Source organism: Lelliottia sp. F153 (assembly GCF_002870005.1).
Lineage (GTDB): Bacteria > Pseudomonadota > Gammaproteobacteria > Enterobacterales > Enterobacteriaceae > Enterobacter > Enterobacter nimipressuralis.
In genome coordinates this window covers 263,267-277,693 of record NZ_PKFT01000001.1, presented here as the reverse complement: position 1 = coordinate 277,693, position 14,427 = coordinate 263,267, and the positions used below count along the sequence as shown (strand labels likewise).

Sequence of the window (14,427 nt, the reverse complement as noted above, 5' to 3'; positions counted from 1 at the left end):
TTAGAACTGGTAAACCAGACCCAGAGCGACGATATCATCAGTACCGATACCAGCCTGACGGGTGAAGTTGTTTTCATCCAGCAGGTTGATTTTGTAATCCACGTAGGTGGACATGTTTTTGTTGAAGTAGTAAGTCGCGCCAACATCAACATATTTCAGCAGATCCTGATCGCCGAAGTTGGTGGTGTTGTTGCTTACGTCCTTACCTTTAGACTGCAGGTAAGCCACGGATGGACGCAGACCGAAGTCGAACTGGTATTGAGCAACCACTTCGAAGTTCTGTGCTTTGTTAGCAAAACCGTAGATGTCGCTGCTGCTCTGGGAGTCGCCGAAACGGGTTGCGTTGTAAGTCTGGGAGTACTGTGCTGCCAGGTAAATGTTGTTGGCATCATATTTCAGACCACCGCTGTACACTTCTGCGTGATCGCCTTCGCCGTACACGCCTGCTGCATTCTGGTCAGCAGTACGTTTAGAGGAAGACATCGCACCACCCACGCTGAAGCCTTCGCCCAGGTTGTAGGTCAGGGACGCGCCGTAGCCGTCGCCATTCTGTTTCAGGGTGCTACGACCGGTGTCGTTTTCGCCGTCAACGCTGCCGTTTTTACCCTGATACTGCAGAGCAAAGTTCAGGCCATCAACCAGACCGAAGAAGTCCTGGTTACGGTAGGTTGCAACGCCGTTAGCACGGGACTGCAGGAAGTTGTCAGCACCGTAGGTGTCGCCGCCGAATTCTGGCAGTACGTCAGTCCAGGAGGTGACATCGTAGATAACGCCGTAGTTACGACCGTAGTCGAAAGAACCTGCGTCAGCGAATTTCAGACCCGCGAAGGCCACACGAGTCCAGGACTGGTTGTCGCTCTCGTCGGTGTTACCCTGAATCTGGTATTCCCACTGGCCGTAACCGGTCAGCTGATCGTTAACCTGAGTTTCGCCTTTGAAGCCGATACGCATGTAGGTCTGATCGCCATCAGCGCCTTTGTCATCGGAGAAATAGTGCAGACCGTCGACTTTACCGAACAGATCTAATTTGTTGCCGTCTTTGTTATAAATTTCAGCCGCATTTGCTGCGCCTGCTACCAGCAGAGCTGGTACCAGGAGGGACAGGACTTTAACTTTCATTTTATTAACCCTCTGTTATATGCCTTTATATGCCTTATTATTACCACTGCTTACTGATTAACCCTCTTAACCAGTCGGCAACTTCATTCTCCGCAAAATTACAGAATAATCCAATAAGAATATGATACGAAAACTTTGAAGATGTTTCATTCATCTACAAACATGTTTCAATTTGTAAATAAAGGGGAACTTTTTGATAGCACTAAGAGCTAAAAAATAAAGCACATTAAATCAAAAATTGAAAATAGATGATATATATCAGAGAGATAGCCAAAGTAATCATTACCGCACTGATTGTCAAAACAAAAACCGTCGGGATCACTAAAATAACTCCCGCTATCATCATTAACTTTATTTATTACCGTCATTCAGTTTTGAATGTCTGTTTATCCCTAATTCAGCCGAGTGCACTGCATTCGGTTTTTTTTTACGCTTCTTTACGTAAACTGAATTTATCTGTGCTACCGCACTGAAATTATAACAACTATTAATTAATTCGATTATGTCCCTAAATTTCCTTTCCCGTCGCTTTAACAAATTTTAATTTCTTGTTAATTAGTGCTATTTTTCACATTCATTGCCAATTATTTGTACAATCCGATCGCGTTTGTACACTTTTAAATCTGCCTCGCCCTGCGCTATTTAAAGTCGAAAAAGTCCCGTCTGCTCTGGCTACGATGCTGGAAATTCAGGTATTACCCTTTATACTGCCCACTCCCCCTTACGTGCGGCCATATCGGGTTAAACATATCAATGAGTCAGTCTGAAACCACAGCAACAGGTAAGTTCTCCCTCCTTCCGGGGAGCATCACCCGCTTCTTCCTTCTCTTAATCATTGTGCTACTGGTGACGATGGGAGTGATGGTGCAGAGCGCGGTCAATACCTGGCTGAAGGACAGGAGCTACCAGATTGTTGATATCACCCACGCGGTGCATAAGCGCATTGATACCTGGCGTTACGCCACCTGGCAGATTTATGACAACATTGCCGCCGCACCGGGAACCTCGTCGGGTGAGAATCTGCAGGAGACGCGTCTTAAACAGGACGTGTATTACCTCGAAAAAACGCGCCGTAAAACCGAAGCCCTGATTTTTGGTTCGCACGATAGCGCCACGCTTGAGATGACCCAGCGGATGTCGACCTATCTCGACACGCTGTGGGGCGCAGAAACGGTGCCGTGGTCGATGTATTATCTCAACGGTCAGGATAACAGCATGATCCTGATCTCCACGCTGCCGCTAAAAGATCTCTCATCCGGGTTTAAAGAGTCCACCATCGGCTCGATCGTCGATTCCCGTCGCGCCGAAATGCTCCAGCAGGCCAACGCCCTGGATGAGCGCGAAAGTTTCTCCTCTCTGCGCCGCCTGGCGTGGCAGAACGGGCATTACTTTACCCTGCGCACCACGTTTAACCAGCCGGGCCATCTGGCGACCGTCGTGGCCTTTGATTTGCCGATTAACGATCTGATCCCGCCTGACATGCCACTGGACAGTTTCCGTCTGGAGCCAGACAGCTCCGCACAAAACCTGCGCGCATCAGCCGATAAGAAAGAGGGCCCGGAGAGCGCCACCATTACATTCAATGGCTCGAAGATTGAGATCGCCTCTGCGCTGAACTCCACCGGGATGCGCCTGGTGTGGCAGGTGCCGTTTGGTACCTTACTGCTGGATACCCTGCAAAATATTCTCCTGCCGCTGCTGCTGAATATCGGCCTGCTGGCGCTGGCGCTGTTTGGCTACAGCACCTTCCGCTTCCAGCCTGGCCGTCAAAGCGAAAGCGTGTCGTCATCCGGCTCAGGCAACGAACTGCGCGTCCTGCGGGCGCTGAATGAGGAGATTGTCTCCATCCTCCCGCTCGGGCTGCTGGTGCATGACCAGGAAGCTAATCGCACCATTATGAGCAACAAGATTGCCGATCATCTGCTGCCGCACCTGAATTTGCAGAACATCACGGCGATGGCCGATCAGCACCAGGGCGTCATTCAGGCCACCATTAATAATGAACTGTATGAAATTCGTCAGTTCCGCAGCCAGGTTGCTTCCCGCACCCAAATCTTTATCATCCGCGATCAGGACCGTGAAGTGCTGGTGAACAAGAAACTCAAGCAGGCCCAGCGGCTGTATGAGAAGAACCAGCAGGGCCGCGCGGTCTTTATGCAAAACATCAGCGATGCGTTTAAGCGTCCGCTGAAAGCGCTGGCAAGCCAGGCCGCAAACATCAGCACGCCAGAAAGCCATCAGCTTGCCACTCAGGCGGATACGCTCGTGCGGATGGTGGATGAAATTCAGCTGGCTAATATGCTGGAAAACGACTCCTGGAGAGGGAACCCTACCCTGTTCTCGATTCAGGATCTGATCAACGAAGTGGTACCTGAAGTCCTGCCGGTGATTAAGCGTAAAGGGCTGCAGCTGCTGATTAACAACCATCTGCCCGCTAACGATAAACGCCACGGCGACCGCGATGCCCTGCGCCGCATCGTGCTGATGCTGATTCAGTACTCCGTCACCACCACTCAAATCGGCAAAATTACGCTGGAAGTCAGCGCAGACGAATCCGCTCAAGACCGCCTGACGATCCGTATTCTGGATACGGGCGAAGGCGTGACGCTGAGCGAAGTCGACAATCTGCACTTCCCGTTCCTTAACGATACTCAGAGCGACAACTACGGCAAAGCCAATCCCCTCACCTTCTGGCTGTGCGATCAGCTGGCGCGTAAACTGGGCGGGCACCTGAATATTAAAGCCCGCGAGTCCCTTGGTACCCGCTACTCCCTGCACGTCAAAATGGCCGCGACCCCAGAGGAAGAAGACGAAGAGCGTCTGCTGGATGATGTGGTGATCATGGTGGATGTGACCTCGAACGAGATCCGCAACATTGTGGTTCGTCAGCTGGAAAACTGGGGGGCGTCCTGCATCACCCCGGACGACAGGCTTACAAGTCAAGAATATGATCTGTTTTTAACTGATAATCCGTCTAATCTTACTGCCTCGGGCTTGCTTTTAAGCGATGATGAGTCTGGCGTGCGCAAAATCGGCCCCGGCCAGATGCGCGTCAACTTTAATATGAGCAATGCGATGCAGGAAGCTGTACTACAACTAATAGAGGAACAGCTGGCACAAGAAGAGATCCTGGAGTCCCCGTTGGGTGGCGATGAAAATGCCGAACTCCATGCCAGCGGATACTATTCCCTCTTTGTAGATACAGTACCAGATGATGTTAAGCGGTTGTATACTGAGTCCGCTGCGAAGGATTTCGCGGCGCTGGCGCAGACAGCACACCGGCTTAAAGGGGTGTTTGCCATGCTTAATCTGGTTCCGGGCAAGCAGTTATGTGAAACGCTGGAACATCTTATTCGCGAGAAGGATGCTTCTGGCACAGAAAAATACATCAGCGACATTGACGCCTACGTCAAAAGCTTGCTGTAGCAAGGTAGCCTTATACATGAACAATATGAACGTAATTATTGCCGATGACCACCCGATTGTACTGTTCGGTATTCGCAAATCACTTGAACAGATCGAGTGGGTGAATGTTGTCGGTGAATTTGAAGACTCTACAGCACTTATCAATAACCTCCCGAAACTTGATGCCCATGTCCTCATCACCGATCTCTCCATGCCGGGAGATAAATACGGAGATGGGATCACGCTTATCAAATACATCAAGCGCCACTTCCCGAGCATTTCGATCATTGTTCTGACCATGAACAACAACCCGGCGATCTTAAGCGCCGTGCTAGAACTCGATATTGAAGGGATCGTACTGAAACAAGGCGCGCCAACCGATCTGCCGAAAGCGCTTGCCGCCCTGCAGAAAGGCAAGAAATTTACCCCGGAAAGCGTCTCCCGTCTGCTGGAGAAAATCAGCGCCGGTGGTTACGGTGACAAGCGTTTGTCCCCGAAAGAGAGCGAAGTGTTGCGCCTGTTCGCGGAAGGTTTCCTGGTCACCGAGATTGCCAAGAAGCTGAACCGCAGCATTAAAACCATCAGTAGCCAGAAGAAATCGGCGATGATGAAGCTGGGTGTTGAAAATGACATCGCCCTGCTGAACTATCTCTCTTCTGTGACGCTGAGCGCGGTCGATAAAGACTGATTGCTCTTCGCTTAAAAAACCCGGCAGCGCTCACGCTTGCCGGGTTTTTTTACGCCCTGTTTTTGCGCACGCGATCCGCGTAGACCGTCAGGGTCTGCTTGATCACATCCAGCGTCACCGGTTTCGACAGACAACTGTCCATTCCCGACTCCAGGCAGCGCTGCTTCTCTTCAGCCAGCGCATTCGCCGTCACGCCAATGACCGGCAGAGTCAGCCCCTGCTCGCGGATACGCTGCGTCAGGCGATAGCCATCCATGTTCGGCATGTTGACGTCGCTGAGCACAATATCAATATGATTTTTGCTGAGCACGTTAAGCGCATCGACGCCGTCATTGGCCGTCAGACATTGATATCCCAGCGATCCGAGCTGATCGGCCAACAGACGCCGGTTAATCGGATGATCGTCGACCACCAGAATCATCATATCGTCATTCATTGCGACGGAAGAGTCCGGCGACGGCAGCGCTCTCACGCCGTCGCGCTCATCCACTTCAACGCGATAGATATGCGCCAGCAGATGCATCAGCTCATGCGGCGTGGCGACGCTGTGCGTCCACTCTCCCGGCACACGCTCCTGCGGAATACCAATATGACGACGACAGAAGATAATCGCGGCTCTGCCTTTCCAGGACGGGTCCAGCTCCACGTCCGTAATCAGCGTGTCGTCGGCATCGGCGGCTTGCCCCTCGTAGCGCATCACGTGAAGGCCACGGTTAGTCAGCATCGACTCGAGGAAGGTATACAGCGAGGCGTTATGCACCGCCAGCCAGATTGTTTTACCGCTCAAGCCATCCGCCGGGGCTTTCACCGGATACTTCGCCGAATAGAGCGGGATACGAATCGTAAACTGGCTGCCCATACCCGGCTCGGTATCCACCGAGATATCGCCGTCCATCATGCTGATCAGCTGCTCGCAAATCGCAAGCCCCAGACCTGTGCCCTGGAAGTTACGCTGTACGCCGGTTCCCACCTGGAAGAACGGGTCAAACAGTTTAACCACCTCTTTGGCCGGGATCCCGGTCCCCGTGTCGCGAACGCGGATACTTAAATAATCCCCGGCGCGGGAAACATGCAGGACGATACAGCCGATGTCGGTAAACTTGATCGCATTGCTCAGCAGGTTGGAAATTACCTGCTGCAGGCGCATCGGGTCGCCCTGCAATGTCACCGGCACATCCGGCTCGATAAAGCAGTAAAGTCCCAGCTGCTTGCGCACCACCAGCGGCATATAGTTGGCGCTGATGTGGTTCATCACCTCACGCGGCGAAAACTCGCTCGGCTCGATTTTCAGCTGCTCAGACTCAATTTTGGAGAAGTCGAGAATGTCGCTGATAATTTTCAGCAGCAGGCTCGACGAGTTGTTCATCGCCGTCACCAGACGGTCGACGCCCTTCGGCAGCTCTTTGGTTTGCAGCAGATCGAGGTTACCGATAATGCCGTACAGCGGCGTGCGCAGCTCATGGCTGACGGTGGCGAGGAACATGGATTTCGACTGGCTGGCCTGTTCCGCCGCCTGCGCCATTTCCTGCAAGGACTCTTCCATTTTCACGCGCGAGGAGACATCCACCAGCACGCAAATCGCCACGTTTTCGTTGCGATAGCGCGAATGAACAAAGCTGATCTGCAGGTTCGTGTGGTTGCTGGTAAGCACATCGACAAAATTGACCTGTTGGCCGCAGATGATTTGCGTCAGCCGCTGCCGGTCTTCGTGCGTCAGCATGTTCAGATAGTTATGCGCCAGCTCATTACTGAGGATATTCGTTCCGTCCTGAGTGCGCAGAATACAGATGCCGACGGGCGCCGAAGCGACAATTTTGCGGTTGAACTGCTCGTGCTCTTCCAGGCGCTGGGCGTCGCTCTCTGCCGGAATGAAAATCTTGCGCTCATACATCCGCGCCAGCGTAAACAGCGCAATGCCTACCAGCACGTTCAGCAGGATTGCGTTGAGGATCAGCATCCGGATGCGTTCCAGCACCATATCGACCGGCACGGAGTAGACAATACTCAGTGAAGACGGCGGCAGGCTTTTCTTCAGCACCAGGTCGCGGAATCCCGAGGTATATCCAAACCAGGAGCGCTCCTGCATCCAGCGCGGATCGACTTTTAAACGATCCTCAGGACCGGTGAGTGAAATCAGCTTATGACCATTTTCATCGAGAATGGTCACCCCCATCGGCAGGCTGCCCGGCGTGAAGAAGTTCTCCATGCGAATCGTCTGCTCGGTGCCCAGCAGCGCCTGCAGACGGTTAGCCAGATAGACCGGCGTCAGGCCATAGAAATAGCCCACGCCTGGACGCGGGCCCTGGCTAATCCAGAAAATATTGTTGCCGCGCTCATCCTGAGGGGCGTTATGGTATTTGAGAATACGTTCGTGCAGTTTTTTCAGCGCATCCTCGCGCTCGACGGGCATATCCCGCAGGCCAAAATCGGCCATACAGAGATTTTCGCTGCCGATGAGGAACACGCGGTTAAGATCGTAGGCCGCAGAGAAGTTATCGCGCCAGTAGCGCATAAACCAGGCCAGCGATTCGAGAGAGCCTCGCCAGGAGTTGCTCATCGCCGAGCAGTCAGAATCCGGGAACAACGGCTCGAAATCCGGGACTTCCGATTTATCGTCGCGCCCGCGGGACGCCATAATCCCGTTTTCCGCCGTCAGACGGTTCTCCGCAATGTACTTCAGCTCTTTCATCACGTCGGACGTGCGCTGGATATAGCGCTGGGCCTGATCGGAGCTTAGGTTGAACTCCTGACGGATCTCGGACTCCTTTTGGTGCAGCGTGTTGACGATGTAAAACACCGAAAACAGCGCGACCAGTAACCAGAGCAATAACGCCAGCGCCCGGAATAAATAGCGAGAGACTTTAAGCGTGGTACGAAAGGAGACGAGGTATTTCAAGGGGGCGAAGCTCCGCCATCAGGGTCAAAAAGAATGTGGTTAAGGTAGCGGTAAACGCCGCTTGCCGCAATGTTCGCTTGTCTGCAAAAAAGAAAGGGCCGGAATCCGGCCCTTTTTTCTGTCAGGAGACATTACTCTTCGGCATCGTCTGCCGCATCGTCGTCGGTGTCCGCTTCCGGCGCGATTTCGTCATCGCCTTCTGCCACACTTCCGTCGATGGAATCGAGCTCTTCGTCATCCACCGGCTCTGCAACACGCTGCAGGCCGACCACGTTTTCGTCTTCCGCAGTACGGATGAGGATCACGCCCTGGGTGTTACGACCCACAACGCTAATCTCAGACACGCGGGTACGAACCAGGGTGCCTGCGTCGGTGATCATCATGATCTGATCGCAGTCATCAACCTGTACCGCGCCGACAACGGAGCCGTTACGTTCGGTGACTTTAATGGAGATAACGCCCTGCGTACCGCGAGACTTGGTTGGGTATTCCCCTTCCGCCGTACGTTTACCGTAACCATTCTGCGTCACGGTCAGGATTGCCCCTTCGCCACGTGGAATAATCAGGGAAACAACGCTGTCTTCGCCTGCCAGACGGATACCACGAACACCGGTCGCAGTACGACCCATCGCGCGCACGGCGCTCTCTTTGAAGCGCACCACTTTACCGGCGGCAGAGAACAGCATGACATCGTCAGTACCGGAGGTCAGATCCACGCCGATCAGTTCGTCGCCTTCGTTCAGGTTGACGGCAATGATGCCGGCAGAACGCGGACGGCTGAACTCTTTCAGCGCGGTTTTCTTCACGGTCCCGCTGGCGGTCGCCATAAAGACGTTTACGCCTTCTGCGTACTCGCGGACCGGCAGAATCGCAGTGATGCGTTCGTTCGGCTCCAGCGGCAGCAGGTTGACGATTGGACGACCACGCGCCCCACGGCTCGCTTCCGGCAGCTGATAAACCTTCATCCAGTACAGACGGCCACGGCTGGAGAAGCAGAGGATCGTATCGTGGGTGTTGGCCACCAGCAGGCGGTCGATAAAGTCTTCTTCTTTAATACGTGCAGCTGATTTGCCTTTACCACCACGACGTTGTGCTTCGTAGTCGGTCAGCGGCTGATACTTCACGTAGCCCTGGTGAGACAGGGTCACAACCACATCTTCCTGGTTGATCAGATCTTCGATGTTGATATCCGCGCTGTTGGCGGTGATCTCAGTGCGACGCTCATCACCAAACTGATCGCGGACCAGTTCCAGCTCTTCACGAATCACTTCCATCAGACGATCTGCGCTACCGAGGATATGCAGCAGTTCAGCAATCTGCTCCAGCAGCTCTTTGTACTCGTCGAGCAGTTTTTCATGCTCAAGGCCAGTCAGTTTCTGCAGACGCAGATCCAGAATCGCCTGTGCCTGCTGTTCGGTCAGATAGTACTGACCGTCACGCACGCCGAACTCCGGCTCCAGCCATTCAGGGCGCGCAGCATCATCGCCAGCGCGTTCCAGCATGGCCGCGACGTTACCCAGCTCCCACGGACGGGCAACCAGGCCCGCTTTCGCTTCGGCAGGCGTTGGCGCACGACGGATCAGTTCGATGATCGGGTCGATGTTCGCCAGCGCAACAGCCAGCGCTTCGAGGATGTGGGCACGATCGCGTGCTTTACGCAGTTCGAAAATAGTACGGCGAGTCACCACTTCACGGCGGTGACGCACGAACGCGCTCAGAATCTCTTTAAGGTTCATGATCTTCGGCTGACCATGGTGCAGTGCCACCATGTTGATACCGAAGGAAACCTGGAGCTGCGTCTGGGAGTAAAGGTTGTTAAGAACAACTTCACCCACCGCGTCGCGTTTGATTTCAATCACGATGCGCATACCGTCTTTATCAGACTCGTCACGCAGCGCGCTGATACCTTCAACGCGTTTATCTTTTACCAGTTCCGCGATTTTTTCGATCAGGCGCGCTTTGTTCACCTGATACGGAATTTCGTGGACGATAATGGTTTCGCGACCCGTCTTCGCGTCAGCTTCCACTTCCGCGCGGGCACGAATATAAATTTTGCCACGACCGGTACGGTACGCTTCTTCGATACCGCGACGACCATTGATAATGGCGGCAGTCGGGAAGTCCGGGCCAGGGATGTGTTCCATCAGCCCTTCAATGCTGATCTCTTCATCGTCAATAAAGGCCAGGCAACCGTTGATCACTTCCGTGATGTTGTGCGGCGGAATGTTGGTGGCCATACCGACGGCGATACCGGAAGAACCGTTCACCAGCAGGTTCGGGATCTTGGTCGGCATCACGTCTGGGATGCGCTCGGTGCCGTCGTAGTTATCGACGAAATCTACCGTCTCTTTTTCCAGGTCGGCCATCAGCTCATGGGCGATTTTCGACATACGGATTTCCGTATAACGCATCGCCGCCGCGGAGTCGCCATCGACAGAACCAAAGTTACCCTGGCCATCTACCAGCATGTAACGCAAGGAGAATGGCTGCGCCATACGCACGATAGTGTCATAAACGGCGGTATCACCATGAGGGTGGTATTTACCGATTACGTCACCAACGACACGGGCAGATTTTTTGTAGGCTTTATTCCAGTCATTGCCCAATACGTTCATGGCGTAAAGTACGCGACGGTGTACCGGCTTCAGGCCATCTCGGACGTCTGGCAGCGCACGGCCAACAATGACCGACATCGCATAGTCCAGATAGGAGCTCTTAAGCTCTTCCTCGATGTTAACCGGTGTAATTTCTCTCGCAAGGTCGCTCATCTAACCGCTATCCCTCTACTGTGTCCCGGATTCAAAGGTCGCAAATTATAACACAACCGCTATGAGACAGGTAAACCTGTATGCTTTATTCGCGGGGAGAGCCTGATATACTCGATCCTCTTGCGAAATAAGGAGTAAAAGCGCCCATGAATGCCGAAAAATCCCCGGTAGCTCACAACGTCGACCACGAAGAGATCGCCAAATTTGAAGCGGTGGCATCCCGCTGGTGGGATCTCGAAGGTGAGTTCAAACCTCTGCACCGTATTAACCCGCTGCGTCTGGGCTATATTGCGGAGCGTTCCGGCGGTCTGTTCGGTAAAAACGTGCTCGATGTCGGCTGCGGCGGCGGCATTCTGGCAGAGAGCATGGCGCGCGAAGGGGCCACAGTCACCGGGCTGGATATGGGCTTTGAGCCATTACAGGTCGCGCGCCTGCATGCGTTAGAAACCGGTATTCAGGTGGATTACGTTCAAGAGACGGTCGAAGAGCACGCGGCGAAGCACGCTCATCAGTATGACGTGGTCACCTGCATGGAAATGTTAGAGCACGTTCCTGACCCGCAGTCGGTGGTCAAGGCCTGCGCTGCGCTTGTCAAACCCGGTGGACAGGTTTTCTTCTCGACCATCAACCGTAACGGCAAGGCGTGGCTGATGGCGGTCGTAGGGGCAGAATATGTCCTGCGCATGGTGCCAAAAGGCACCCATGACGTGAAGAAATTTATCAAACCGGCTGAATTATTAGGCTGGGTCGACGGCACCTGGCTTAAAGAGCAGCACATCACTGGTTTGCACTACAATCCGCTAACGGACAAATTCAAACTCGCGCCGGGTGTAGATGTTAACTATATGTTGCACACAACCGCAAAAAACGACTAACGTCATCAACTATTCTTATAAAGATTGCGCGGCGTCATGTTGCGCAATTTTGACCTCTCGTTGAAGAAATCAGCACTCGATCAAATTTTGAATTTTTTTTCTTAATTATTGACATGTCGTCCAGGCCTTACAGCACGAGGACTTAGGCTTTTTTACCCTTTCACAACCTCAATTTAACCTCAAAATCAACCCTTGTACTGAAATGATTCGATACTAGAATACTCACCATATAGCGTTCTTTTAATCGCAAAACCCCTACATGTAGTATTTATCCACAGAGTTAGTCACAAGACCATTCTGTGGATAAGCGGGGGATATTTCTATTTCACGGTAATTCACGGACAGGTAAAAACCCACATGAATCAGAGTCTGCTGGTGACAAAGCGCGACGGTACCACTGAGCGTATCAATCTCGACAAAATCCATCGAGTTCTCGACTGGGCAGCAGAAGGACTGAATAACGTATCTATCTCCCAGGTTGAGCTGCGTTCTCACATTCAGTTCTACGACGGCATCAAAACCTCTGACATCCACGAGACCATCATCAAGGCGGCGGCTGACCTCATCTCCCGCGAAGCGCCTGATTATCAGTATCTCGCAGCACGTCTTGCCATTTTCCATCTGCGTAAAAAAGCCTACGGCCAGTTTGAGCCGCCAGCGCTGTATGATCACGTGGTCAAAATGGTTGAGCTGGGCAAATACGACACACATCTGCTGGAAGACTATACGGAAGAAGAGTTCGAGCAGATGAACGGGTTTATCGATCACTGGCGTGACATGAACTTCTCCTACGCCGCGGTCAAACAGCTCGAAGGCAAATACCTGGTTCAGAACCGCGTAACGGGTGAAATCTACGAAAGCGCGCAGTTCCTGTACATTCTGGTCGCCGCATGCCTGTTCTCCGGCTATCCGCGTGAAACCCGCCTGAGCTATGTGAAGCGTTTCTATGATGCGGTTTCTACCTTTAAAATTTCTCTGCCTACGCCGATCATGTCTGGCGTGCGCACCCCAACTCGCCAGTTCAGCTCTTGCGTTCTGATCGAGTGCGGCGACAGCCTGGATTCCATTAACGCCACCTCCAGCGCCATTGTGAAATACGTCTCCCAGCGTGCCGGTATCGGTATCAACGCGGGCCGTATTCGTGCCCTGGGTAGCCCAATTCGCGGCGGTGAAGCGTTCCATACCGGCTGTATTCCGTTCTACAAACACTTCCAGACCGCAGTGAAATCCTGCTCTCAGGGCGGCGTTCGCGGCGGTGCAGCCACGCTGTTCTACCCAATGTGGCATCTGGAAGTGGAAAGCCTGCTGGTTCTGAAAAACAACCGTGGCGTTGAAGGCAACCGCGTTCGTCACATGGACTACGGCGTTCAGATCAACAAACTGATGTATACCCGCCTGCTGAAAGGCCAGGACATCACCCTGTTCAGCCCGTCCGACGTCCCAGGCCTGTATGACGCGTTCTTCGCCGATCAGGATGAGTTCGAGCGTCTGTATACCCAGTACGAAAACGACGACAGCATCCGCAAACAGCGCGTCAAAGCGGTGGACCTGTTCTCTCTGATGATGCAGGAACGTGCCTCAACTGGCCGTATCTACATTCAGAACGTGGACCACTGCAACACCCACAGCCCGTTTGATCCGGCCATCGCGCCCGTGCGCCAGTCTAACCTGTGCCTGGAGATCGCCCTGCCGACCAAACCGCTGTACGACGTTAACGACGAAAACGGTGAAATCGCGCTCTGTACTCTGTCTGCATTCAACCTGGGCGCAATCAAGAGCCTGTCCGAGCTGGAAGAGCTGGCTGTGCTGGCGGTTCGCGCGCTGGATGCCCTGCTGGATTATCAGGACTACCCAATCCCTGCGGCAAAACGCGGTGCCATGGGCCGTCGTACGCTGGGTATTGGCGTGATCAACTTTGCCTACTGGCTGGCGAAAAACGGTAAGCGTTACTCCGACGGCAGCGCCAATAACCTGACGCATGAAACTTTCGAAGCCATTCAGTATTACCTGATGAAAGCCTCGAATGAGCTGGCGAAAGAGCAAGGCGCGTGCCCGTGGTTCAACGAAACTACCTACGCGAAAGGCATTCTGCCGATCGATACCTACAAGAAAGATCTGGACGGTATCGTCAGCGAGCCGCTGCATCTCGACTGGGAAGGTCTGCGTGAATCGATCAAAACGCACGGTCTGCGTAACTCCACCCTTTCTGCGCTGATGCCGTCCGAGACCTCCTCGCAGATCTCCAACGCCACCAACGGCATTGAGCCGCCGCGCGGCCACGTGAGCATCAAAGCCTCGAAAGATGGCGTGCTGCGTCAGGTCGTGCCGGATTACGAAACGCTGGGGAATAACTACGAGCTGCTGTGGGAAATGCCGAATAACGACGGTTACCTGCAGCTGGTGGGTATCATGCAGAAGTTTATCGACCAGTCGATCTCTGCCAACACCAACTACGATCCGACGCGCTTCCCGTCAGGAAAAGTGCCGATGCAACAGTTGCTCAAAGATCTGCTGACCGCCTACAAATTTGGCGTGAAAACCCTGTACTATCACAACACCCGTGACGGTGCAGAAGATGCGCAGGATGATATGGCGCCTTCAATCCAGGACGATGGCTGCGAAAGCGGCGCATGTAAGATCTAGTTTTGCCTTTTGCCGGATGGCGGCGTAAACGCC

At 53.4% G+C, this 14,427-nt stretch carries 7 protein-coding genes; 4 read left to right on the top strand and 3 right to left on the bottom strand.

Going from position 1 to position 14,427, the window contains the following annotated elements:
* The gene (locus tag F153LOC_RS01300) at positions 1-1,119 is read right to left on the bottom strand and encodes a porin OmpC (protein WP_100779480.1); all 1,119 of its coding nucleotides are present in this window, start codon (positions 1,117-1,119) and stop codon (positions 1-3) included.
* A 753-nt stretch (positions 1,120-1,872) separates the two neighbouring features.
* Between F153LOC_RS01300 and rcsD the strand changes: the two genes are divergently transcribed.
* Together rcsD and rcsB are read left to right on the top strand one after the other, a co-directional pair.
* Positions 1,873-4,545 (top strand): phosphotransferase RcsD, encoded by a 2,673-nt coding sequence (gene rcsD / locus F153LOC_RS01290; protein ID WP_102104889.1) that lies wholly within the window; start codon positions 1,873-1,875, stop codon positions 4,543-4,545.
* Between the two features lie 16 nt (positions 4,546-4,561).
* Positions 4,562-5,212, top strand: coding sequence for a response regulator transcription factor RcsB (rcsB, locus tag F153LOC_RS01285; RefSeq protein ID WP_015959795.1), 651 nt, complete (start codon positions 4,562-4,564; stop codon positions 5,210-5,212).
* Positions 5,213-5,261: 49 nt separating this feature from the next.
* Here the strand turns inward: rcsB and rcsC are convergent, their stop codons facing one another.
* Together rcsC and gyrA are read right to left on the bottom strand one after the other, a co-directional pair.
* Positions 5,262-8,108, bottom strand: coding sequence for a two-component system sensor histidine kinase RcsC (gene rcsC / locus F153LOC_RS01280; protein WP_102104890.1), 2,847 nt, complete (start codon positions 8,106-8,108; stop codon positions 5,262-5,264).
* A gap of 131 nt (positions 8,109-8,239) precedes the next feature.
* Positions 8,240-10,876: a DNA topoisomerase (ATP-hydrolyzing) subunit A gene (gene gyrA, locus F153LOC_RS01275; protein WP_102104891.1), complete on the bottom strand. Its 2,637-nt coding sequence runs from the start codon at positions 10,874-10,876 to the stop codon at positions 8,240-8,242.
* 146 nt (positions 10,877-11,022) lie between these two features.
* On the opposite strand from gyrA, the gene ubiG reads away from it, so the two are divergent.
* Together ubiG and nrdA are read left to right on the top strand one after the other, a co-directional pair.
* Positions 11,023-11,751, top strand: a complete 729-nt coding sequence (gene ubiG / locus F153LOC_RS01270; protein ID WP_100779475.1) for a bifunctional 2-polyprenyl-6-hydroxyphenol methylase/3-demethylubiquinol 3-O-methyltransferase UbiG — start codon at positions 11,023-11,025, stop codon at positions 11,749-11,751.
* Between the two features lie 357 nt (positions 11,752-12,108).
* The gene (gene nrdA, locus F153LOC_RS01265; protein ID WP_100779474.1) at positions 12,109-14,394 is read left to right on the top strand and encodes a class 1a ribonucleoside-diphosphate reductase subunit alpha; all 2,286 of its coding nucleotides are present in this window, start codon (positions 12,109-12,111) and stop codon (positions 14,392-14,394) included.
* The last annotated feature ends 33 nt before the right edge of the window (positions 14,395-14,427 follow it).

Bases quoted from the DNA above. Each gene is read 5' to 3' on its own strand.
- F153LOC_RS01300 (WP_100779480.1), bottom strand. From the start codon at position 1,119: ATGAAAGTTAAAGTCCTGTCCCTCCTGGTACCAGCTCTGCTGGTAGCA.
- rcsD (WP_102104889.1), top strand. From the start codon at position 1,873: ATGAGTCAGTCTGAAACCACAGCAACAGGTAAGTTCTCCCTCCTTCCG.
- rcsB (WP_015959795.1), top strand. From the start codon at position 4,562: ATGAACAATATGAACGTAATTATTGCCGATGACCACCCGATTGTACTG.
- gyrA (WP_102104891.1), bottom strand. From the start codon at position 10,876: ATGAGCGACCTTGCGAGAGAAATTACACCGGTTAACATCGAGGAAGAG.
- ubiG (WP_100779475.1), top strand. From the start codon at position 11,023: ATGAATGCCGAAAAATCCCCGGTAGCTCACAACGTCGACCACGAAGAG.
- nrdA (WP_100779474.1), top strand. From the start codon at position 12,109: ATGAATCAGAGTCTGCTGGTGACAAAGCGCGACGGTACCACTGAGCGT.